22 protein-coding genes and 1 tRNA gene are annotated in these 20,760 nt (G+C 55.9%); 11 read left to right on the top strand and 12 right to left on the bottom strand.

All coding sequences use genetic code 11. From position 1 onward, the window contains the following. Positions 1 to 297 precede the first annotated feature (297 nt). Entirely contained in the window at positions 298 to 507 is a 210-nt protein-coding gene (locus STSP2_RS16525) for a hypothetical protein (protein WP_146663821.1), read from the top strand. 59 nt (positions 508 to 566) lie between these two features. Beyond that, positions 567 to 1,025 carry an aminoacyl-tRNA deacylase gene (locus tag STSP2_RS16520; protein ID WP_146663820.1) on the top strand — a complete coding sequence of 153 codons (459 nt, stop codon included), beginning with the start codon at positions 567 to 569 and terminating at the stop codon, positions 1,023 to 1,025. 3 nt (positions 1,026 to 1,028) lie between these two features. On the opposite strand, the gene STSP2_RS16515 is transcribed toward STSP2_RS16520, so the two are convergent. The 6 genes from STSP2_RS16515 to rsmG all read right to left on the bottom strand — a co-directional run bounded on the left by STSP2_RS16515 (position 1,029) and on the right by rsmG (position 5,710). Next, the gene (locus STSP2_RS16515) at positions 1,029 to 1,655 is read right to left on the bottom strand and encodes an XTP/dITP diphosphatase (protein ID WP_146663819.1); all 627 of its coding nucleotides are present in this window, start codon (positions 1,653 to 1,655) and stop codon (positions 1,029 to 1,031) included. A 2-nt stretch (positions 1,656 to 1,657) separates the two neighbouring features. Continuing rightward, positions 1,658 to 2,599, bottom strand: a complete 942-nt coding sequence (argF, locus tag STSP2_RS16510; RefSeq protein WP_146663818.1) for an ornithine carbamoyltransferase — start codon at positions 2,597 to 2,599, stop codon at positions 1,658 to 1,660. Beyond that, positions 2,599 to 3,786 (bottom strand): aspartate aminotransferase family protein, encoded by a 1,188-nt coding sequence (locus STSP2_RS16505; protein WP_146663817.1) that lies wholly within the window; start codon positions 3,784 to 3,786, stop codon positions 2,599 to 2,601. The genes argF and STSP2_RS16505 overlap by 1 nt, the downstream gene beginning before the upstream one ends. Before the next feature lie 71 nt (positions 3,787 to 3,857). After that, positions 3,858 to 4,733 (bottom strand): acetylglutamate kinase, encoded by an 876-nt coding sequence (argB, locus tag STSP2_RS16500; protein ID WP_146663816.1) that lies wholly within the window; start codon positions 4,731 to 4,733, stop codon positions 3,858 to 3,860. Positions 4,734 to 4,770: 37 nt separating this feature from the next. Continuing rightward, positions 4,771 to 4,842: transfer RNA gene (locus STSP2_RS16495), tRNA-Thr, on the bottom strand. A 154-nt stretch (positions 4,843 to 4,996) separates the two neighbouring features. Further along, a complete protein-coding gene (rsmG, locus tag STSP2_RS16490) occupies positions 4,997 to 5,710 on the bottom strand; it encodes a 16S rRNA (guanine(527)-N(7))-methyltransferase RsmG (protein ID WP_169853300.1) in 714 nt (237 codons plus the stop codon). A gap of 404 nt (positions 5,711 to 6,114) precedes the next feature. Here rsmG and murC point away from each other — a divergent pair, with 404 nt between their 5' ends. From murC to STSP2_RS16465, 5 genes are read left to right on the top strand one after another with little or no spacing between them, the layout of a single operon-like run. Continuing rightward, positions 6,115 to 7,518 (top strand): UDP-N-acetylmuramate--L-alanine ligase, encoded by a 1,404-nt coding sequence (gene murC / locus STSP2_RS16485; RefSeq protein ID WP_146663814.1) that lies wholly within the window; start codon positions 6,115 to 6,117, stop codon positions 7,516 to 7,518. Further along, positions 7,478 to 8,356: a UDP-N-acetylmuramate dehydrogenase gene (gene murB, locus STSP2_RS16480; RefSeq protein ID WP_146663813.1), complete on the top strand. Its 879-nt coding sequence runs from the start codon at positions 7,478 to 7,480 to the stop codon at positions 8,354 to 8,356. Before murC ends, murB begins: the two co-directional genes overlap by 41 nt. Before the next feature lie 27 nt (positions 8,357 to 8,383). After that, positions 8,384 to 9,328 (top strand): D-alanine--D-alanine ligase, encoded by a 945-nt coding sequence (locus STSP2_RS16475; protein ID WP_146663812.1) that lies wholly within the window; start codon positions 8,384 to 8,386, stop codon positions 9,326 to 9,328. 5 nt (positions 9,329 to 9,333) lie between these two features. Then, positions 9,334 to 10,290, top strand: a complete 957-nt coding sequence (locus tag STSP2_RS16470; protein ID WP_146663811.1) for a hypothetical protein — start codon at positions 9,334 to 9,336, stop codon at positions 10,288 to 10,290. A 30-nt stretch (positions 10,291 to 10,320) separates the two neighbouring features. Continuing rightward, positions 10,321 to 10,869: a nitroreductase family protein gene (locus STSP2_RS16465; protein ID WP_146663810.1), complete on the top strand. Its 549-nt coding sequence runs from the start codon at positions 10,321 to 10,323 to the stop codon at positions 10,867 to 10,869. Here STSP2_RS16465 and STSP2_RS16460 read toward each other — a convergent pair. From STSP2_RS16460 to STSP2_RS16440, 6 genes are all read right to left on the bottom strand, one after another. After that, entirely contained in the window at positions 10,866 to 12,089 is a 1,224-nt protein-coding gene (locus tag STSP2_RS16460; protein ID WP_146663809.1) for a peptidase U32 family protein, read from the bottom strand. The two genes, STSP2_RS16465 and STSP2_RS16460, sit on opposite strands and share 4 nt — an antisense overlap. A 12-nt stretch (positions 12,090 to 12,101) precedes the next feature. After that, positions 12,102 to 13,226, bottom strand: a complete 1,125-nt coding sequence (locus STSP2_RS16455; RefSeq protein ID WP_146663808.1) for a tRNA-queuosine alpha-mannosyltransferase domain-containing protein — start codon at positions 13,224 to 13,226, stop codon at positions 12,102 to 12,104. 100 nt (positions 13,227 to 13,326) lie between these two features. Continuing rightward, positions 13,327 to 14,196: a sterol desaturase family protein gene (locus tag STSP2_RS16450; protein WP_169853299.1), complete on the bottom strand. Its 870-nt coding sequence runs from the start codon at positions 14,194 to 14,196 to the stop codon at positions 13,327 to 13,329. A 2-nt stretch (positions 14,197 to 14,198) separates the two neighbouring features. After that, positions 14,199 to 14,576: a hypothetical protein gene (locus tag STSP2_RS17425; protein WP_169853298.1), complete on the bottom strand. Its 378-nt coding sequence runs from the start codon at positions 14,574 to 14,576 to the stop codon at positions 14,199 to 14,201. An 18-nt stretch (positions 14,577 to 14,594) separates the two neighbouring features. Continuing rightward, positions 14,595 to 16,055, bottom strand: a complete 1,461-nt coding sequence (locus STSP2_RS16445) for a cryptochrome/photolyase family protein (RefSeq protein ID WP_146663806.1) — start codon at positions 16,053 to 16,055, stop codon at positions 14,595 to 14,597. A 27-nt stretch (positions 16,056 to 16,082) separates the two neighbouring features. Then, on the bottom strand, positions 16,083 to 16,664 hold the full coding sequence (locus STSP2_RS16440) for a thioredoxin family protein (RefSeq protein ID WP_146663805.1): 582 nt from the start codon (positions 16,662 to 16,664) through the stop codon (positions 16,083 to 16,085). Positions 16,665 to 16,867: 203 nt separating this feature from the next. Here STSP2_RS16440 and STSP2_RS16435 point away from each other — a divergent pair, with 203 nt between their 5' ends. The 4 genes from STSP2_RS16435 (at position 16,868) to STSP2_RS16420 (ending at position 20,760) form a co-directional block, all read left to right on the top strand. Then, positions 16,868 to 17,476 (top strand): hypothetical protein, encoded by a 609-nt coding sequence (locus STSP2_RS16435; RefSeq protein WP_146663804.1) that lies wholly within the window; start codon positions 16,868 to 16,870, stop codon positions 17,474 to 17,476. A 261-nt stretch (positions 17,477 to 17,737) separates the two neighbouring features. Beyond that, complete coding sequence (locus tag STSP2_RS16430; RefSeq protein ID WP_146663803.1) at positions 17,738 to 18,739, top strand: aspartate-semialdehyde dehydrogenase; 1,002 nt, start codon at positions 17,738 to 17,740, stop codon at positions 18,737 to 18,739. Positions 18,740 to 18,757: 18 nt separating this feature from the next. Next, positions 18,758 to 19,510, top strand: a complete 753-nt coding sequence (truA, locus tag STSP2_RS16425; RefSeq protein ID WP_146663802.1) for a tRNA pseudouridine(38-40) synthase TruA — start codon at positions 18,758 to 18,760, stop codon at positions 19,508 to 19,510. Between the two features lie 77 nt (positions 19,511 to 19,587). Next, positions 19,588 to 20,760, top strand: coding sequence for a glycosyltransferase family 4 protein (locus tag STSP2_RS16420; protein ID WP_169853297.1), 1,173 nt, complete (start codon positions 19,588 to 19,590; stop codon positions 20,758 to 20,760).

The following is a 20,760-nucleotide window of genomic DNA, read 5'->3' as shown; positions in this document are numbered from 1 at the left end:
GATGCCAAACCAAAGGCGAGGGAAAATGTGAGGATCAGCATCTCTTTAGGAGTGCGGGCTGCCGAAGGTTTTGATGGCCAGGAGAACCGCGTGTCTTGAACACGCACCGGAGAAGGAGAAAAGGGGGAAACCGGACCTCGGTAGCATTTGTTTTTTGAAAGCTTTACACACCTTGAGCCCGATTTGCGGGCATATTCATTCACAGTGCAGGCATTTAGGCCAAAATTCATCTATAGCTCCGCGCTTACGGCCATCATGATCGTATATAAATACAGATTGTGTGGGAGGTATGGAATTATGGCTAGAGGAATAGAAAAACATGTTGATCATCACTACTATATGGAGCATGCAGCTCATAAATTGAATGTGATGCTTCATGATCCGCGAGTATGGGCGATACTTGCTTTGATCCTGGCGGCTGCTCTGATCATATTGTATGCCGCATGGTCGGAAGGGACCTCGCCGGAATCAGTTGAACCGAGGTTTGAGTATTTCCCTTACTGGTAGTAGAAGTGGTTTAACGAACGAAAATTATAACTGGTACTAATTAACTCGCGAGGTGTACCATGAAGGTAATAGACTATTTAGACGAGCAGGCCACTAATTACGAGATCAAGGAGCATCGGACGGCTTATACCGCTCAGCAGGTTGCTCAGGAAGAGCATGTTCACGGCGACAATGTTGCCAAGTCGGTGATCGTGAGGGCCGACGGCAGGCATTATTTGTGTGTTCTTCCTGCATGTTACAAGATCGACTGGAACGTGCTGAAGAGTATGCTGGGTGAGAACGAAGTAACTCTCGCCAGCGAGGCTGAGCTGGCCGACATCTTCCCGGACTGTCAGATAGGAGCTGAGCCGCCTTTTGGGAGTTTTTACGGCGTTCCTACGATCATGGATGACAGGCTTGAAAAATGTGAGTACATCGTCTTCCAGGCAGGGACCCATGAGCGGGCGGTAAGGATGAACATGAAGGATTATCTGCGGATCGAGACACCGCGGATATTCGCTTTCAGCTATCATGTCTGATGGTTAGGCATTGGTGCGGAGAATGTCCTGAAGTGAGGGCTTGAGCTTTTTGATCGCTTCGCCGCGATGGGATAACTCGTTCTTCTCGTCTGCGCTTAGTTCGGCAGCGGTTTTATTCTTTTCGGGGATGAACATAATGGGATCGTAGCCGAAACCACCGGTTCCGATCTCTTTTTTTGTAATGATACCTTCCATTGTGCCGCGTGTCTCGACAAGCACCCTGCCCGGTGCGGCAAGACAGATGCAGCAGACGAATCTTGCGGTTCGTTCGGATTCGGGCACATCTTTCATCAGCTCGAGGACCTTGGCGATATTGCGGTGGTCGATCAGTGACCGCTGTTCGGCAGGGTCCTTCGGGCCCGAGAACCTGGCGGAGTGTATGCCGGGCGCACCGTCCAGAGCATCGACGGCAAGGCCCGAGTCGTCCGCAATTGTCCACTCGCCGGTTGCGTTTGCATATCCCAGGGCCTTTTTGCGTGAGTTCTCTTCGAACGTCTTGCCGTCCTCTACGACCTCCGGTACGTCCGGGAAATCTTTGAGCGTCAGCCACTCGATGTCGAGGTCCAGCAGGGCGGACAGCTCGCGCATTTTGCCCGGGTTAGTGCTTGCAACTAGGATCCTTCTGCTCATCGTTATCTTCGCTTTGCCTTAGGATTCTGGAACAGGAGTTTTTTCAGTAAAGCCCTTTGGAAGTGGAGCCTGTTTTCGGCCTGGTCGAAAATGACCGAGCGGTCCGATTCCGCAACTTCGTCGGTTATTTCCATGCCGCGGTAAGCGGGCAGACAGTGCATCACCTTCGCACGCGGCGGGGCGTAGCTTAGCAGTTCGGAATTGACCTGGAAATTGCCCTTTTTGAAATCGTCCACCCGTTCTGCCTTTTCGTTTTCCTGGCCCATGCTGACCCAGGTGTCGGTGTATATGATGTCTGCGTCCTTTGCCGCTTCGAATCCGTCATTGAGCTGTACGGCGGTTTCGGGCATCAGGTCGTTGCACATGTCGAGGGACCTCTGGTCCAGCTCGTAACCGCGAGGCGAGGCGATCGCGATCTTGATCTTGAATTTCGCACATGCGAAGGCGAGTGAACGCGCGACGTTGTTGCCGTCGCCGATGTATGCGATCTTTCGGCCTTCGAGGTCCCCGCAGTGCTCGTACATGGTCAGGATGTCCGCCATCGCCTGGCAGGGGTGCGACCAGTCGCTCAGTGCGTTGATCACGGGCACGTCGGCGTATTTTGCGAGCTCGATCAGCGTTTCGTGTTTGTAGGTCCGCGCCATGATGCCGTGGACGTATCGTGCAAGTACGCGTGCCATGTCCTTGGCCGGTTCGCGGTCGCCGATTATGCCCACGTCCTCGGGCTTTAGGTATACCGCATGGCCGCCCAGATCGGTCATCGCGATCTGGAAGCTCATCCGGGTACGCAGCGAGGCTTTTTCGAAGATCATCGCCAGAGTTTTTCCGGGCAGGCTCTTGTCCCGGCCGCCCAGTTTGTCTATCTGCTTGCCCTGTACGCTGAGATGGAGCAGTTCACGCAGCTCGTCTGCGGTACAGTCGCCAATTGCAATAAAATCTTTCATTATTCTTCGCTCCCTTCGGTTAGAACCGTATCGAGGATTTCGAGGGCGGTGTCGAGCTGATCGCGGGTCACTGTCATGCTGGGCATGAATCGCAGGACCGTCTGCTGGGTGCAGTTGATCCGCAGGCCCTTTTCAAGGCACTTGTCCACTATCGCGGCGCCGGGGCCGGTAAGCTGGATGCCTATCATGAGTCCCTTGCTTCGTACATGGTCGATGATCTCGTGCTTCTGTTTGAGTGCTTCGATCTTCTCGATTGCATATTCGCCCATCTGTACGGCGTTTTGCAGCAGGTTGTCCTGCTCGATAGCCTCGATCACGGCGATGCCCGCTGCACAGGCGATCGGGTTTCCGCCGAACGTGCTTGCGTGCGTGCCGGGCACGAGTGCCTTTGCGACTTCGGGTTTTGCCATGATGCCGCCGATCGCCATGCCGCCGCCGAGTGCCTTGGCCATGGATATGATGTCCGGCTCAACGTCGAAATGCTGGTAGCCGAACCATTTGCCGGTGCGTCCCATTCCCGTCTGTACTTCGTCGAGGATCATCGCTGCGCCGTGAGCGTCACAAAGCTCGCGGATGGTGTGCATGAATTCGGGGGTCGCGACGTTTATGCCGCCTTCGCCCTGGATCGGTTCGACCATTACGGCTGCGACCTCGTCCGAGAACGCACGCTGCAGGGCTTCGACGTCGTTGAACGGGACGTATTCGAAGCCGGGGAGCATGGGCAGGAAGCCTTCGTGGTATTTGGGCTGGGCAGTTGCGGTGACGGTGGCGTATGTTCGGCCGTGGAAGCTGCCTTCGGTGGTGATGAACTTGTATTTGCCCTCGGCTGTGTATTTGCGTGCCAGCTTCATGGCTGCTTCGTTTGCCTCGGCTCCGCTGTTGCAGAAGAAGCACTTACCGCCGAAACCGCGTTCGCTGAGCATGCTCGCGAGGATGCCCTGTTTTTCGTTGTAGAACGTGTTGTCGATGTGCAGCAGCTCGCCGGCCTGTTTCCGGATCGCCTCGACGACGCGGGGATGGCAGTGGCCTATGCCGCTGACCGCCCAGCCTGGGAACATGTCGAGGATCTTGTTGCCGTCGGCGTCGAAGAGGTAGTTGCCCTCGCCCTTTACGATGACTCGCGGGAGTCGGCCGTAGTTGGCGATAACGTACTTATCGAACAGTTGAATTGTTTCTTGTGTTGTCATTTGATTCTCTCACTTATGTAATGGAAAAACTGCGAAAGGAACAGTACCGGCCCGGCGGAAGATGGATGCTGCTATCTGGTGATCTGGGTGCCGATGCCTTTTTCGGTGTAGATCTCGAGCAGCAGAGAGTGTTCGATTCTGCCGTCGATGATGTGTGCCTTGCCGGCGCCTCCTTTAAGTGCAGTAAAGCAGCTTTCGACCTTGGGAAGCATCCCTGCGGAAATTATGCCGTCTTCGACCATCGCCTCGACCTCCTGTTCGGTGGCGCTGGATATCTGGCTGGACGGGTCGTCGATGTCCTTGAATATGCCGTGCGTGTCGCTGAGTACGACCAGTTTCTCGGCCTTTAGAGCGGCTGCGACTTCGCCTGCAGCGCTGTCGGCGTTTACGTTGAGCTTTGTGCCCATGCGGTTCATTGCGACCGGGGCGATCACGGGGATCGTGCCGGACTCGCAGAGCGTTTTGAGCAGATCGGCGTTGACGTCTTCGATGGTGCCTACCATGCCGACGTCGAGTTTGCGGCCGTTGTCGCCTGTGAGCTTGAGCGGCTTGGCGAAGAGTACGCAACTGCTGAGCGAGTGCAGGCCCATTGCGTCGGCGCCGATTTCGCGTAAAGTCTGAGCGATGCCCGCGTTGACTTTGTGGACGAGGGTGTGTTCGGCGATCGCGAGGGTGCGTTCGTCGGTGTAGCGTCGGCCGTGTACCCATGTTGGTGCCAGGCCCGCTTCCTGCATTGCTCGCGTGATGGCCTTGCCCCCGCCGTGGACCAGGACCGGGTGCATGCCGACTGTGGCCATGAAAACGACGTCTTTGAGGAGCTTTTTCTGGAGTTCGAGGTCGTCGAGTATGCTGCCGCCGAGCTTGATGACGACTATCTTGCCGCGGAATTCCTGAATGTATTCCATGGCTTCGATGAGGGCTTTAGCTTTTTTGATGGCTTCTTTCATCGTCAATGACCTGTGCTCGGCAGCCTGAAATGGAAAAAGCCAGCGAAGAGAATCGAACTCTTAACCGCCGGTTTACAAAACCGGTGCTCTACCGTTGAGCTACGCTGGCGTGAAACAGGTTTTTGCCTGACTGAATTTTTACACGACGGCCGAATCGAGCCGTTGCAGAATCGGGCATTATAGCGAACTTTTCAGGCACGGCAAGGGAAAATCAGCAAAAATCAGCGTTTTTGGGGGCTCAGGCGTGTTAGCTGGTGCAGTTTTTATTCTCCCAGCGGGCTTTTCTTGATGTTTTTGAATTCGCGGGGGTATTCTGCGGGCGTCATGGTGACTTTTTTGATGACGACGATGGTGAATTTGCGGTTTTGGGCTAGCTGGTAATCGTAAAATTTTCTGACCCTGCCGCCTAGCAGTTGGATGGCCTGGCGTGCGGAATCGACTTCTTCGGCCGGGTCAGGGCCTTTCCATGCGAGGAAATGGCCGCCTACCCGGACAAACGGGATCGTCAGTTCCGCCAGTACCCGCAGTTCCGCGAGTGCGCGTGCGGTTACGACGTCGAAATTTTCGCGGTAGGTGTCTTCGCGAGCGAGGATCTCGGCTCGGCCCTGTCGGGCGGTGAAATTGGTCAGATTTAGTGAATTTCGGGCATGTTCCTGGAATCGCACCTTTTTGCCGGTCGCTTCGAGGCTGGTAATGTCCCAGTCCGGCAGGGCGATCGCCAGGGGCAGGGCGGGAAAGCCCGCGCCCGAGCCGATATCGAGCAGGCGGGGCGGTTCGGATTGTTCGGGTTTGAGCTCGTCGAGCAGTTCCAGGGCCGCGAGTGAGTCCACAAAATGCCGAGCGTATATGTCTTCTGCTGCTGTGATGGTCGTGAGGTTGTGGACTCGGTTCTGATCCACCAGCAGGTCGGCGAGTTGGTTGAATTTGGTGAGCTGGTCCTCGTTGAGGCCTGTATATTGGAATTTGTGTGTCGTCAAATCTGCTCCATCAGTTGTAAATGTATAAGCTGAAAATATTTAGAAGCCTTGCCATTAAAGCATTCAGGATAGTTATGCCGAGCATTCCCGTCAAGCAAGATAATAAAGGGCACCTCTAACAATTCATTTTGGCGGACAAGCGAATCTTTTTGATTCCGAACGGCGTCAGACAAAAACCGCTTTAGCTGCAACTAAAGCTGATCTGTCTTTCTTGTCGGAACGCAAAATCTTCTACTTGCCGCTCAAAAGCAATCATTAGAGTTCCCCTAAAAGTCATGCATATGTGGATGACAGGACGATAAAAACGTTATTCAGCTTGAAGCAGATCGCGGATTGCAATATAATCTCCGGCGTGGCCTTTCGGGGGCCTTAAAAGGAATTAGAATTACCGAAATATTGAATAAATGACGCATACAAGCGGCAGGAACTACCATTTTATAGGGGCCGGCGGTATCGGCATGAGCGGGCTGGCAAAGGTTTTGCTCAAACAGGGGGCAGCGGTTACCGGATCCGACCAGGAAGATACCCCTGTTACGCAAAGTCTGCGTGAAGCGGGGGCGAAAATTCACGGCGGGCATGCCTGCGAAAACATTCAACTCCCATGCGACGTGGTTATATCCGCTGCGATAGGTCCAGGCAATCCAGAGCTTCAGGTCGCGCGGAGCAACGGCTGCAAGGTCTATAAATACGCGCAGATGCTTGGCGAGCTGATGGATCAGATGCGGGGAGTCGCGATCGCGGGTACCCACGGCAAGAGCACAACCAGCGGCTGGCTGACCTGGGTCATGCAAAAGGGCGGTTTTTCGCCGAATTACATCGTGGGTGCGGATATACCGCAACTTGGTACATCAAGCGGGGTCGGCGATGTCGAAAACGGCGTTTTTATTGCGGAGGCTTGTGAATACGACCGCAGTTTTCTGAATCTGCACCCGCAGATCGGTGTCGTGCTCAATATCGAGCAGGATCATCTGGACTATTACAGCGATGTGGATGATATTATAGATGCGTTCAGTGATTTCTGCGGCGGGGTCAAGGCTGGCGGGCTGGTGATAGCCAACGGCGACGATGAAAATACGCTCAAAATGCTCGGCAAACTGGATCCGGCCGTCGGAGTCGTCAAGTTCGGGCTCAGCGAAGCCTGTGATGTCCGTGCGGAGAACATTCAGCTTGAAAACGGCAGGTATTCGTTCGAAATAGTCCAAAGTTGTGAAAATGTAGGCCAGGTGAGCCTTGCGATGCCGGGAAGGCACAACGTGATGAATGCCCTGGCGGTGTATGCGATCGCGGTCAATGCGGGCATGCAGCCGGGCGAAGTTCTCGAGCATCTGGGTGATTTCCAGGGCATGGACCGCAGGCTGATGGTTAAATATGGAGGTAACGGCGTGACGGTGATGGATGATTACGCTCACCATCCGACCGAGATCCGGGCGAGTCTGCAGGCGATGAAGCAGGGTTATGAGCCTGGGCGGGTAATATGCATTTTTCAGCCTCATCAGTACAGCCGAACGAGATTTTTACTTGATGATTTTGCCGAAAGCTTTAAGCTTGCCGATATAACAGTCGTGCCCGATATCTATTTTGTGCGCGACACGGAAGAGTCCCGCCGTCTGGTCAATGCCCAGGTCCTGGTCGACAGGATCCGGTCCAGCGGCTGCGATGCGTATTTCATAGAAACTTTCGACGAGATAGTCGATTACCTCAAATCTACGGCCCGGGACGGCGACCTGATCGTCACCATGGGTGCCGGCGACATATGGAAGGTAGCAGATGAATATATTCAGTGGCTTGCAGGAAATAGTCAAAACTGACAGTGATCTTAGCAATTACACCTGGCTGGGGCTTGGCGGCAGGGCGGAATACTTCGTGACTCCGCGCAGCGTCGAAGAGCTACAGACGGTCATGGTGCGCTGCCGGGAGAATTCGCTGCCGGTTCACGTACTCGGGTTCGGCTCCAATCTGCTCGTCAGTGACGAGGGTGTACGCGGTGCCGTTATCAAGCTCGAAAGCGACGAATTCACCAAAACTGAGTACGAAGGCGAGCAGCTTACCGCATGGGCGGGCGTCAACCTGAGCAAACTTGTCCTGGAGTGCGTACGCAAAGGTCTGGGCGGACTGGAATCGCTTACCGGCATCCCAGGCTCTATAGGCGGAGCGGTACGAATGAACGCCGGGGGTAACTGGGGCGATATCGGGGCTTGCGTGGACAGCGTAACGCTTATGAGCCGTGAGGGCGAGATATTCGAAAAGGCCAAACCCGAGCTGATCTTTGATTATCGTTCGGTGAACATAACCGCACCGCTGATCCTGAACGCGAAGATGAAGCTCGTCGAGAGCGATTCCGATCAGCTTTTGCGTACCGTCAAGGAGATCTGGATATACAAGAAGAATTCCCAGCCGTTGAATACTAAGAACGCGGGTTGCGTCTTTAAGAATCCGCGCGGGCTCTCGGCCGGTGCATTGATCGATCGTGCGGGTCTGAAGGGTCTGAAGATCGGCGGAGCACAGGTCAGCGAGCAGCACGCGAATTTCCTCGTGACGGAAAAGGGCTGTAAAAGCGCGGACGTCAAGAAGCTGATCGACATCGTGCGAAACAAGGTGCAGGAAGAATTCGACGTTCAGCTCGAACTCGAGCTCGAGATATGGTGACCGATAACCGATCACAGGGAGGTTGATTTGTCGCCAAGTTTGGAAAATCTCAAAGTCGCGGTGCTGATGGGCGGGATAAGCAGCGAGCGGGAGATAAGCCTCGAAAGCGGTTCGACGGTCGCCGGATCACTCGCTGAAGCAGGTTTGGACGTGGTGGAATTCGACGTCGCGCCGGACCGGCTTTCCATTCTGGACGATGAGTCCGTCGACGTTTTCTTTCCGATACTGCACGGCGAGTGGGGCGAGGACGGCCAGTTGCAGCAGATACTTACCGACCGCGGTTTGTGCTTTACAGGTTCGGGTCCGGACGCAAGCAGGATCGCGATGGACAAGGTGGCGTGCAAGAAGGCTGTCGAGTCGAAGACGGATGTGCCGCTGGCTGGGCATGTCGAACTGACGTCTGACACTGGTGAAGACGATGTCCGAAACATGCTCGCTTCGATGGGCGATAAATTCGTCGTCAAACCGCCGCTGCAGGGCAGCAGCGTGGGTGTAACTGTGGTGCAGGGGCTTGACAGTGCGTGCAGGTGTGCACTGAAAACGCTGGCGGAGTACGGTAACTGCATGGTCGAGAAGTTTATTTCGGGCCGGGAACTGACGGTCGCTGTGCTTGACGGGCAGGCCCTGCCGATAATCGAGATAAGAAGCAAGACCGGTTTTTATGACTTCAACGCGAAATATGTCGATAATGCGACTGAGTACCTGTTCGATACGATCGCAGATCAGGCCCTCGTGTCGCGGATAAGCGATATGGCTCTGCAGTGCTTCGATGCGGTAGGCTGTCGGCACTGGGGGCGGATCGATTTTATCCTCAGCGAGGACGGCACTCCGTACTTTCTGGAGATAAATACGCTGCCGGGCTTTACCAGTCATTCGCTCGTGCCGATGGCGGCACGCAAGGCGGGCATATCCGCTCCCGAGCTGTGCACGAGGATCGTTGAAGCGGCAATACGTGATCATCGAGAGAGTTGATGTAAGTGGCGAAGAGAAAAAAGAAAAAACAGAATAAAAGCGGCGGCCTGTTTGGGTTTATCGGTGTTGGTTCGCAGAAAAAGCGTAAGAAACGCAAGACCAAGGCCGAGAAAAAGGAATCGCGGGAACGCACCGTCTACAGGCTGAAGATGGGTTTTGCGATGCTGTTCGGCCTGGCGCTGTTTGCGGGTATAGCAGTGGGCTTTGTCGTTCTGGAGCGTTATGTCAAGCAAGTCTCGCCGGTAGCGGAAAAAGCGGGACCGATCAAGCTGGATTCGCCCGACTGGTTCGCGACAACTCCCGCGATCAAAACGGCGGTCACCGATAAACTCGGCGGACGCAACTTCAAGCTAAACGCAAACACCGCAGAAGCGATCGGTCTTGCTCTGGAGGACCTGCCGTGGCTGTATAACGTAAAGGCCGTGATGACGAACGAGTCCGTTCAGGTTACGGCGGATTACCGCAAGCCGTTGGCAATAGTCGAAATTCGCGGCAAGCAGTTTCACCTCGCATGGCAGGATGAAACGGTTCCCAAGGAGCAGCGGAAGCTTTATCTTCTGCCTTACGTGTCCATAGACAGCATTCATTCCGTCAACATTACCGGATTTGACGCGGTCGGCAGGCCGAAAGCCGGAGAGGTCCTGCAGAGCAGACAGGTTGGGGCTGCGGTGCGGATAATCGAGCTTCTGCGTATAATGGACAAAAAGATATGCCCGCAGAATCCTCTGCTGCACGAGATCGTCAGTATCGACGTTTCGAACTATGCGGGACACCGTGATGCTCCGCGGATCGTGCTGTATTCTGAGGACGGCATCGCGGTCAACTGGGGAGCCCCGGTCGGCGAGGGGGAGAGCAATTTTGAGCCCGGCTATGTCAAGAAGCTCACCGCGCTGTACGAAGTTTACCAACTGCGGCAGATGACGCTGGAAGGCAACAAGTTTATTGATCTGCGTTACGAATAGATCCCGCGAATTCCAAACGGAAGGAGCAGCATGGCATTTCTCGAACTGGCCAAAACAAGGCAGAGCGTACGCTCCTACAAGACCGACCCTGTCGAACGTGAGAAACTGGAGTACTGCCTGGAAGCGGCTCGTCTTGCTCCGTCCGCGTGCAATTCTCAGCCCTGGCAATTTGTCGTTGTGGACGAGCCCGAGCTAAAGGAGAAGGTCGCGAAGGCGTGTTTCGGCAAGGTTATTTCGTTCAATCATTTTTCGCTTAAGGCACCCGCGATGGTTGTGCTCGTCGCGGAAAAGCCGAACCTGACTTCGAAGATAGGCAGCGTGGTCAAGAAGAAGCGATTCGAGCTGATGGACGTAGCGATCGCGGCCGAGCATTTCTGTTTGGCGGCGGCTGAGCAGGGGCTCGGGACGTGTATGCTGGGCTGGTTCGCCGAAAAGCCCGTCAAGGAGCTGCTGAACGTGCCGAAGGATCGCACGGTCGAACTGATCATCACTGTCGGCTATCCGGCAAAGGAGGAGGTCAGACCCAAGAAACGCAAATCGCTCGACGAGATGCGCAGCTTCAATACTTACAAATCCTAGGCCCGACAGTTCTCGATCCGGCGGAGTATCGAATAGGCCGGCAGCTCAGCGTCGATAAGTACGAACTGGCTGTTGTTGGCGAATTCGACCTTCTCGCCTCGGCTCGTCAGCAGGGGGGCGGGCAGCTTTAGTTTTGACAGCGTTCCGTCCGGTCGCAGCACTTCCAGTTCATCGCCCGCATGGACCTTGTTGCGGACTTCCAGAACCGTTTTGCCGTCCTTCTTTTCGTGCAGCGCGTTCGCTACAAAACGCGAATTCGCCTGCGAGAGGCTCTGACCGACGGAGTAATCGTCGGGCGTGATCCCGCCTTTCATAAAGCCCCGGCTGTAACCGCGATTCGGCACTCGGCCGAGCAGCTCCATGCCCTCTTGCCACGTGAATGTTCGGCCGTCGAGTACCTGGCGATAGAACGATACGACGGTTGCGATGTAATGTATGGCCTTCATTCGGCCTTCGATCTTGAACGACGCTACGCCTGCGTCGGCGAGCTGGTGGACGTATTCGAACAACGCCAGCTCCTTGCTGTTGAAGAAGTACAGGCCGCGTTCGTCTTCGTAGACGGGCATGTACTCGCCGGGGCGTTTCTCTTCGACCAGGGCGTACTGCCAGCGGCACGGATGCTTGCACTCGCCGCGATTGGCCGCGAAGCCGGTGAGGTAGTCGCTGATCGCGCATCTGCCGGAGTATGAAAAGCACACCGAGCCGTGGATGAAGACTTCGGTCTCGATCTTGCCGGCGGTCCGATCGTTGAGGTCGATGATCTGTTCGCATGACAGTTCGCGGGCGAGGTTGACGCGTTTTGCTCCGAGCTCGGCGTATGCTAGTGCGGTCTGGGCGCTGACCGTGTTCGCCTGGGTGCTGATGTGCAGGTCGGCGTTGAGGCCGAGCTTTCGCAGTTCCGCGAAGACGCCCAGGTCCGCTACGATCAGCGCGTCCGCGTTCATTTCGTCGAGCTTGCGGGCGGTGTCGATGATGCGTTCGTACTCGTCCGAGAACGGATAGATGTTGAGCGTTATGTATCCCCGCTTGCCGCGGTCGTGCAGATACTGCAGGCCGGAGTTGGCGTCTTCGAACGAAAAATTGCCCGCGAAACTCCGCAGCGATCCGAACTCGGTGCCGAAGTATACCGCGTCCGCGCCGTACTCGCACGCCCACTTGAGCTTTTCGAGATTGCCTGCCGGTGCGAGCAGCTCGGCTTTGTTTTTGCTGTTGGTTGTCATGTTTTATAAACCTCAGTTCTTGCTGATCATTTCGTCGACCGCGTCGTCCATCGCTGTTGCGCGTTTGTCCCATGCGAACCGCTGCATGGCTGTTATGCCGCGGTGGGGGTTGCCGAGCCACAGGTTGTCTTCTTTGATACGCCAGGCGAGTCTGTCAAGTGCCGCGACAAGGCTGGCGACCTTGCCGTCGTAGAGAAAGTCGTCCTGCCCGAAGGTCTCGATCGTGCTGACGACTTCCGGATACGCCAGGCGATCGGGCAGGACCGGATACGCTCCGCATGCGATCGCCTCGACCATGCTGATGCCGAAGAATTCGTGATCCGCGGTCGAGACTACGACGTCGGCTTCGTGCAGCGCTTCGATGTATTCGCCTCTGCTGGGCTGGTAGCCCCAGCGGTCGATGCGGTCGGCGAATTCGGTTTTGGCGTGTTCGAAAACTTCCGGCATGTCGCGGAACTGCTCGCCTATGACGGAGAGGCGGAAGTCCGTGCCGCGTTTTTTCAGTTTCGTCATGGCCGCGAAGAAGTCCTCGGGGTTCTTGTCGTGCTCCCACCTTGCCGCCCAGAGGATACGCAGGGGTCCGGGTTTGCGTTCGTTTTTTACCGGTGACGGCACGCCTATGCCGGGCGTCTTCACCTGCGATTTCGGCGGTATCGCGTCCAACGGCTTAATGGGTTTTTCATCCGGCATGCGTTTCATGAATTTTCGCATTTCGTCGATGAATTCGTCGCGGTGGAAGTGCGTGTTGAACCAGACCGCGTCGGCGCACAGTGCGGTCGTCGCGTTCGTCATTACGTAATTGTAGTCCCGTTCCGATTCGAAACGCACGGGGTATGTGAGCTGGTTTTCGTGGAAGTATGCGATTCGCGGCAGTCGCTGGAGCTCGGGCCGCAGCAGGCCGACAAATTCCGCCAGGTTCAGCATGTCCGAGCAGAATATCGCATCCCACCCGCCGCCCGACTCAGCCAGGGCGTTCACTCTTTCGGCGAATGTGATCGCGCTGTGGCGCATACGCCATTTCCATTTGCTGGGCGGCAGAGTAAGCAGCGTCCAGTCGTGCCTGCTTCTGCTGATCCAGCCGTCGAGGAACGCCTTGTGGCTGCCGCCGTAATAACTTTCCAGTGCAAGTATTCTCATTATAGTCAGAAAACCGTTCGAAATTCAGTGCTCAAAACGTCTGAATATAATAGCTCGGCGCTCTAAAGACAAAGAATTATTTCGCATGACGGCGTGTTGCTCATTGCATCAGGATGTTTCGATACTTAGGCGTCTGCTCAGGTTGGGTTTTGTTCTGATCAGTTTTTTTTGTTTTCTTTGGCAGCGGTGTTTTTTGAAAGGGCATTGTTAAGAGCCTGCTGCTGCGGTTGCTGGTCCGGTCCAGGTAGCCCACTACGCCGATGTTGATGCTGTTCTGCGGGACGTTCAGCAGCAGTGAGCGGTTCAGTTGATCCCACCAGCGGAAGATCGTGGAGTAGTTGCTGTTGACCTCTTTGCGCCGCGTTGAGTGGTGGATGCCGTGCATACGGGGCGTTACGATGACCTTGTTCACGATCCGTTCCAGACGTATCGGCAGGCGGAGATTGCTGTGGTGGAACATCGTCGCGGCCTGGAAGCATCCTACGTAAATCACCCATGTCGCCGGTCCTACACCCAGCAGGACCGCTTGTGCGCATCGGAACGGCACGCTCAAGGCGACTTCGCCCGGGTGGAACCTGAACGAGGTGGTCACGTCCATGTCCAGGTCGATGTGATGCACCTGATGAAACCGCCAGAGAAATGCGAACTTATGCGTCGCACGGTGCCAGTAGTAAAACGTCAGGTCCATCAGCAGAAAGCCGACCGCAAAACTTGCCGCCGGCCCGAGTCCGAGCAGACCGATCAGTCCGTATCTTTTCCCCTCGACCCAACCGGTGAGGTTGAAGGCTGTGGTCCTTACGAGCAATGCGCCCGTCAACAGCGCCAGTACGGATATCAGCACATTTACGAGGAACCTGCTTTTGAAGGCATCTTTTCGCTTGCGCAGCGGAAACTTCCATTCCGCCGTCAGCAGGATCACGAACACGCCCAAAAGGCTTAACGGCAATGCTATCTGGCCGTAGGTGGACAAGCTCAGCCTCCGACCTTTGCGCGACAGCTCTGCAGTATCAGTTCGTAGAGAACTGTGCGTTCGTTTCCCTTTTCGATCGCCTGGGACCGCCGTAGATTTTCCATGAGCTGCTCGTTGGTCACGCCCCGCCTTTCGAGGATCTGCCTGCACTGCTCCCACGTGGGCAGCCAGACGCAGTTGGCCGCGATCTCTTCGGCCGAACCGAATATCCGTACGAACTGCGACATGCTCAGTATGAAGTAGACGTGGTCCTGGAAGGGCGACGGCTTGTCGATGATGCCGTGTGTGTCGAACACGTACTGTCCCACCTCGGGCGTCCATTCGATCCCGGCCTCTTTGATCTGCCGGGCCAGTTCTATTTCGTGACCTGTGAATTTCATTTTATTTTCCTCTCAATTCTAGGCGAAAAGTTCTTTAAGAAACTCTTCAGCGGGTTCGATTCGTTTTTTGAGCTTGTCTTTGCCCATGCGGTCCAACTGTTTCGTCATTACCTTCATACGCGGGTTGTTCGCGAAGACCTTGCGGTGTCTGTTGATGAATCGCCAGTACAGCCCGTCCCAGATATCGCACCAGGAGCCCTTGTCAAAATCGCTCATTTTACGGATATAGTTCGATGAGCTTATGTAGGGCTTGGTCGTGATCAGCCCACCGTCGGCGTACTGGCTCATGCCAAAGACGTTCGGCACCATCACCCAGTCATAAGCGTCGATGAACATCTCCATGAACCAGCGATACACTTCATCCGGACGAATCTCGCACAGCAGCATGAAATTGTCGATCACCATGAGCCTTTCGATGTGATGGCAGTAGGCGTTTTCGAAAACCCGTGCGATCACAGTATCTACCGGATCTACGCCCGTCCTGCCGTTGTATAGCTTGTCGGGCAGGGCGTTGGAGAAGTCGAAGAAGTTGTCCCGCTCTCTCTCGGGTTCGAGTTCGTAGACCGCCCGCATGAACTCCCGCCAACCGATTATCTGCCTGATAAAACCCTCCAGGCTGTTGAGCGGGATCTTGTGATCATCAGCATGATTCAGCGTTGCCCCGACCACTTCACCCGGCGTGATCAGCCCGGCATTGATCATGGGCGACAGGGCGGAGTGAAAGATGAACACCTCATCCCGCGCGATGCTGTCCTCGTATCTGCCGAAGTCCGCCAGCCGATCCTCGAGGAAATGTTTCAGCCATGTCCCGGCCGCCCGATGCGTGACAGGAAAAACAAAGCCGTCCGTCTCACCCGGGTTGCCGCCAAATCGCTTGTTCACATAATCAGCGGCTTCTTTGACGTAGTCATTCGCTTTCGCCTTTCGCACGTTCGGCAGTTCGATATTCGCAGGCAGCTTCTCGCGGTTTTCCGGATCAAAGCTCCACTTGCCGCCTACCGGCTTGCCGTCTTTCACCAGCACGCCCATTTTCTTCCGCTGGTGTGAGTAGAAGCCGGCCATCGAATAGTGGTCACGAGAATCGCCAAAGAAGTCCCGCAGTTCGTCCGTGCCGTTGATAAACAGCAGCGACCGAGCGAAGTGCAGCTTGACCCCCGCTTTTCCAGCGGTCTTTTCCATGCTCCCACGAAGCTGTTGATCGACCGGGTCATACGTGAAAAACTCGTCCTCGCCTGCCGACCGCAGCACATCCTCCACATTCGCGCCCTTGCCGATGTCACGATATTCAACCGCAAACCCCTTACCCCGCAGAAAGGCCTCATACGCCTTCATGCTAGCCCGATGCAGCAGCAGTTTTTTCTTATGAAAGGCAAAATCGCGAAAGTACCGTTCCTCTTCCAGCAAATACACCTTCTCAGCCTTTTCGATCGCTTCAGTATCCTCAAAAAGCTGATTCGGCAGTACTATCGCAGCGGCCATTGTGTTCTCCTTCGCGGTTTGTCGGGCCTATATCAGATCACACGCGTCGGCGGGCATCCAGTGCGCGTCCTTGCCTTCCCACTTGACATTACACCCGATGGGATTCGTCAGCGGCTTGCGCACATCCCGACCTGCGGTCACATCCGCCAGAGCGTTGTCCAGATCGTTATCCGTCATCTTGTCCGTGTCCTTCGGATTGTCCACACCTCTGCCGCAATAGACCAGCTTGCGCTCCTGGTCGAACACGAAAAAGTGCGGCGTGCGAAGGGCTCCGTAGGTCTTCGCGACCTCCTGCGTGCGGTCGTGCAGATACGTCCACGGAAATTTCTTTTCCTGCATCCGCTCGACCATGTGCTCGTACGAATCCTCTTCATACGTATTCGGGCTGTTGGAATTGATCGCGACGAATTTCACGCCCTCGGGCATATACTTCTCAGCGGTCTGCCTGGTAACCTCATCCGAGCCGATCACATACGGGCAGTGATTGCAGGTGAAGAAGATCACCAGAACTTTTGCATCCGCGAAGTCGTTCAGCGAATACGAGTTTCCGTCGGTAGCGCAAAGCGAAAAATCAGGTGCCTTCGATCCCAGTTCAAGTGTGAATGCCATTTGTGCCTCCATCATTACAGTTCTCAATTTAACCTTACCCAATTATAACCCGCAAATGCTTATACGAAACAATACACCTGCAAAAAGGCTAAAAGTCCTGCTATATTCGCCCGCTAAGATTAACATCGTCTTAATTTAATTGCCAAATACCGCGTTGCCGGGTAGAATGCAGATAAGGAATAGTTATGTAAAAGGAGTTTGTGATGAGTAAGCAGTCAGCTCTGGAAGTCGTTTTCAACATGGTCAACGGCCGACAGTTGCGTTTCCGGGCACATTCCGAAGAGGACGCCCGAAACGTTATCCAGTCCATAAATCCGCAGAAATTCTTCTCGGAACGCAAGGAAGTCAGCCTGTTCGGCAACGCTTCGCAGAGCAGTATACTGCTCGATGCGGTCGCTTTTATGGTTTTTGAGACGCCGATAAAGCTGGACTGGCCTTACCCGATCCACTTCTCCAGTGCAAAGATACTCAACCGCAATCTGTTCATCAAGGCCGCCACCGATGAGCTTCCCCGTGTACGGCAGATACTCGATTCCAACCAGGCAGGCAAGCCGATCCCGCTGTTTCTCGAACTTGTCATCGAAGGCGGCAGGCACTGGTTCCTCCGGGCCGAATCCGAAACACTGATGCCCGCAGAACGCATGCAGATCCCGAAAACCCTGCGTGACATCACCGGCTTCCATGCCACAGGTCCCGGCGGCGGAGGTGTACTGTTCAACATGAACCGCGTCGTATCCTGGACCCTGCACCCGCCATTGACCGACCCGAACAGCAAGGCCTGGCGGATGGCACCGATACGCGAGAATCCGTAATGACCTAAGTCGTTTTAAGACAAGCACTTACTTGCTGCGGCATGCCTTGCTGCCGTGCCCTCGATCTTCGGTCGCTGAGCTGTTCTGAGCCGGCAAAACGGGCAAAAATCGCCGAACATCTTGCAATAAATACGATATACGACTATACTGCATGACTTGAAGCCGTTTCAAGGCTTTAGGGACCCCTTATTATTCGCGTAATCTTCCAAACGGTTGAATTGCGCTAAAATATCTGGCAACAACTAAGGAGAAAGTACAAAAATGGGTAAAAGATTAGCTATAGCAGGTGTCACCGGCGCTGTCGGTCAGGAATTCCTGCAGATACTCGACCAACGCGATTTCGCCTTCGATTCGATCAAGATGCTGGCGAGCAAACGCTCAGCGGGCAAAAAGGTCACGTTTAAGGGCAAAGAATATACGATTGAAGAGCTCACCGAGGACAGTTTCGGCGACGTTGACATCGCGCTGTTCTCGTGCGGCGGCTCGCGGACGAAGGAATTCGGCCCGGCAGCGGTAAAGGCAGGCGCTGTCGTTGTCGACAATTCCTCGGCATACCGTATGGATCCGGAAGTGCCGCTGGTGGTGCCCGAGATCAACGCAGAAGCGATGAAACAGCACAAGGGCATCATAGCGAACCCGAACTGCTCGACCATCATCGCTATCGTGCCGGTCTGGCCCCTGCACAAGGCCAACCCCGTAAAACGCATGGTCGTAAGCACTTACCAGGCAGCGAGCGGTGCGGGTATGGCAGCGATGCGTGAGCTCGAACAGCAGGCCCGCCAGGTCCTCAACGGCGAAGAAGTCACCTGCGACGCTCTCAAGTATCAGCTCGCGTTCAACTGCTACAACCACGATTCGCAGACCGCGCCCAACGGCTATAACGCTGAGGAAATGAAGATGGTCAACGAAACACGCAAGATCTTCGACTGCCCGGACATCGGCATCAGCGCCACCTGCGTGCGTATCCCGACCCTGCGTGCACACTGCGAAAGCATCAACCTCGAATTCGAGAGTCCCATCACCCCCGACGAGGTTCGCGAACTGCTCTCGACCGCACCGGGCGTTACGGTTATGGACGATCCCGAAAACAACCGCCATCCCATGCCCACCGACGCCAGCGGCAAGGACGACGTATTCGTCGGACGCATCCGCCAGGACGAGTCGGTGCCGGACAATTGCGGCATCAATATCTGGGTCGCGGGCGATCAGATCCGCAAGGGCGCAGCCCTCAACGCCGTCCAGATCGCGGAAAAACTGCTCTAAACCCCTCCAGATGCAGCCATGGCCAAGCGGAATGTCAAATTAGTGATCCAGTACGACGGCAGCGCCTATCACGGCTGGGCGAAACAGCCGGGCGCCGCCACCGTACAGGATACCTGCCAGCGGGCCATCAAAAAGCTTGTCGGCGAGGATGTCCGCGTACACCTGGTGGGGGCATCCCGCACCGACGCGGGCGTATCCGCGCTGGGCCAGGTCGCCAACATGAAGATCGACACCGTCGTGCCGACCGCCAATTTCCGCCGGGCGCTGAACAATATCCTGCCCGATGACATCGCGATCCTCGAAGCGGTCGACGCGCCGGATAAGTTCTCAGCCATCACAAACGCCGTCCGCAAGCATTACCGATACACTATCTATACAGGCTCCGTCCGTCCGGTGCTGCACATCAAGCACTGCTGGCACTACCATGCGGACCTGGACATCGATGCGATGAACGCTGCCGCGGAACACATCGTCGGCAAGAATGATTTCAAGTCGTTCTCGTCATCCGGCGACCACCGTAAAAACCACGTGCGCACGGTTTTCCGCTGCGAAGTGACCGAAGACGGCGACTGGGTCTACATCGACGTCGAAGGCGACGGATTCGTCTATAATATGGTACGCATCATCGCCGGCACGCTTGTGGAGGTCGGCAGGGGACGCTGGCAGGCCGACCGCGTGAAGGACATCGTCGCCGCCTGCGACCGCACCAAGGCCGGCCCGCTCGCTCCCGGCTCGGGTCTGTGCCTGATGCGAATAGATTTTGATATGTAGGTGCGAACTTGTGTACTTCCGCCGCCCGACCTGCCGATATTAACCCTGAACCACACTGATACTTTACCGGAATGCAAATGAAGATCGTTCATATAATTACCAGGCTCATACTCGGCGGCGCACAGGAAAACACACTCATCACCTGCAGGCTTCTTGCCGAGCACGGCCATGACGTCACGCTGATCACCGGGCCCGCACTCGGCCCCGAGGGTCACCTCTACGACTGGACGCGCAACAGCGGCTTCGAGACGATCGTCGTCGACGAAATGCGCCGCGAGATCGCACCCCGGCTGGACCGCCGTGCATATAAGAAGATCAAACGGCTGCTGACCGAGCTAAAGCCCGATATCGTGCACACACACAGCGCAAAGGCGGGTATCCTCGGACGTTTCGCCGCCCACAGGCTCAAGGGCAAGTTCGGCAAACCCGGCTTCCCCAAGGTCGTCCACACGATCCACGGCCTGGCGTTCCACGATTACCAGGCGGGCCATCTAAACGCACTCTACATCGCCATCGAACGTGCCGCCGCCAAACGCACCGACGCGATGCTCACCGTGGCTGACACGATGAGCGAAAAGGCGCTGGCCGCGAAACTCGGCACGCCGGATATGTACACCACCGCCTATTCCGCCATCGAAGAAGACGCATATCTCGCACATCCCGGCCAGCAGCGGATCGCCGATTTCCGCCGCAAGTACGGCCTGAGCAGTGAGTCCGTCGTCCTCGCGACCGTCGCCCGCCTTGCAGAGCTCAAGGGCCACGAATACATCATCGAATCCGCGAAAAAACTCGCCTCCCGCTTCCCTGACTGCACCTGGCTGTTCGTCGGCGACGGCCACCTCCGCTCCGACCTCCAGCAGCAGATACAGCTTGCCAACCTCTCATACCGTTTCAAATTCGCCGGCATGGTCGACCCCTCCGACATCCCCATGGTCATGCACGCATCCGACATTCTCGTGCACTGCTCGCTCCGCGAGGGACTCGCACGCGCACTGCCCCAGGCGATGCTAGCGGGCAAACCCGTCGTCTCGTTCGACATCGACGGCGCAAAAGAGGTCGTCACCCCTGAGACCGGCCGACTCATCCCCCCCGAAGACGTGCCCGCACTCACCGAAGCCTGCGCGGAACTGATCGCCGACCCGAACCTCCGCCGGCAGCTCGGCCAAAACGCCCGCAAAAAAGTAACAAAACAATTTGCACCCGAAACAATGGTCGATACAATAGAGTCTCTCTACCGCAAATTGGTGTAG

The sequence above is a fragment of the Anaerohalosphaera lusitana genome, from assembly GCF_002007645.1.
Taxonomy (GTDB): Bacteria; Planctomycetota; Phycisphaerae; order Sedimentisphaerales; family Anaerohalosphaeraceae; genus Anaerohalosphaera; species Anaerohalosphaera lusitana.
This window is presented reverse-complemented; position numbering and strand designations above follow the sequence as displayed.

What these genes read in the sequence shown, in the direction of transcription:
- STSP2_RS16420 (WP_169853297.1), top strand. Translation starts at nt 19,588, where the DNA reads ATGAAGATCGTTCATATAATTACCAGGCTCATACTCGGCGGCGCACAG.
- argB (WP_146663816.1), bottom strand. Translation starts at nt 4,733, where the DNA reads ATGAAAGAAGCCATCAAAAAAGCTAAAGCCCTCATCGAAGCCATGGAA.
- STSP2_RS16435 (WP_146663804.1), top strand. Translation starts at nt 16,868, where the DNA reads ATGAGTAAGCAGTCAGCTCTGGAAGTCGTTTTCAACATGGTCAACGGC.
- STSP2_RS16515 (WP_146663819.1), bottom strand. Translation starts at nt 1,655, where the DNA reads ATGAGCAGAAGGATCCTAGTTGCAAGCACTAACCCGGGCAAAATGCGC.
- STSP2_RS16525 (WP_146663821.1), top strand. Translation starts at nt 298, where the DNA reads ATGGCTAGAGGAATAGAAAAACATGTTGATCATCACTACTATATGGAG.
- murB (WP_146663813.1), top strand. Translation starts at nt 7,478, where the DNA reads ATGAATATATTCAGTGGCTTGCAGGAAATAGTCAAAACTGACAGTGAT.
- murC (WP_146663814.1), top strand. Translation starts at nt 6,115, where the DNA reads ATGACGCATACAAGCGGCAGGAACTACCATTTTATAGGGGCCGGCGGT.
- STSP2_RS16430 (WP_146663803.1), top strand. Translation starts at nt 17,738, where the DNA reads ATGGGTAAAAGATTAGCTATAGCAGGTGTCACCGGCGCTGTCGGTCAG.
- STSP2_RS16505 (WP_146663817.1), bottom strand. Translation starts at nt 3,786, where the DNA reads ATGACAACACAAGAAACAATTCAACTGTTCGATAAGTACGTTATCGCC.
- STSP2_RS16465 (WP_146663810.1), top strand. Translation starts at nt 10,321, where the DNA reads ATGGCATTTCTCGAACTGGCCAAAACAAGGCAGAGCGTACGCTCCTAC.
- STSP2_RS16455 (WP_146663808.1), bottom strand. Translation starts at nt 13,226, where the DNA reads ATGAGAATACTTGCACTGGAAAGTTATTACGGCGGCAGCCACAAGGCG.
- argF (WP_146663818.1), bottom strand. Translation starts at nt 2,599, where the DNA reads ATGAAAGATTTTATTGCAATTGGCGACTGTACCGCAGACGAGCTGCGT.
- STSP2_RS16440 (WP_146663805.1), bottom strand. Translation starts at nt 16,664, where the DNA reads ATGGCATTCACACTTGAACTGGGATCGAAGGCACCTGATTTTTCGCTT.
- STSP2_RS17425 (WP_169853298.1), bottom strand. Translation starts at nt 14,576, where the DNA reads ATGAAATTCACAGGTCACGAAATAGAACTGGCCCGGCAGATCAAAGAG.
- truA (WP_146663802.1), top strand. Translation starts at nt 18,758, where the DNA reads ATGGCCAAGCGGAATGTCAAATTAGTGATCCAGTACGACGGCAGCGCC.
- STSP2_RS16445 (WP_146663806.1), bottom strand. Translation starts at nt 16,055, where the DNA reads ATGGCCGCTGCGATAGTACTGCCGAATCAGCTTTTTGAGGATACTGAA.
- STSP2_RS16520 (WP_146663820.1), top strand. Translation starts at nt 567, where the DNA reads ATGAAGGTAATAGACTATTTAGACGAGCAGGCCACTAATTACGAGATC.
- STSP2_RS16460 (WP_146663809.1), bottom strand. Translation starts at nt 12,089, where the DNA reads ATGACAACCAACAGCAAAAACAAAGCCGAGCTGCTCGCACCGGCAGGC.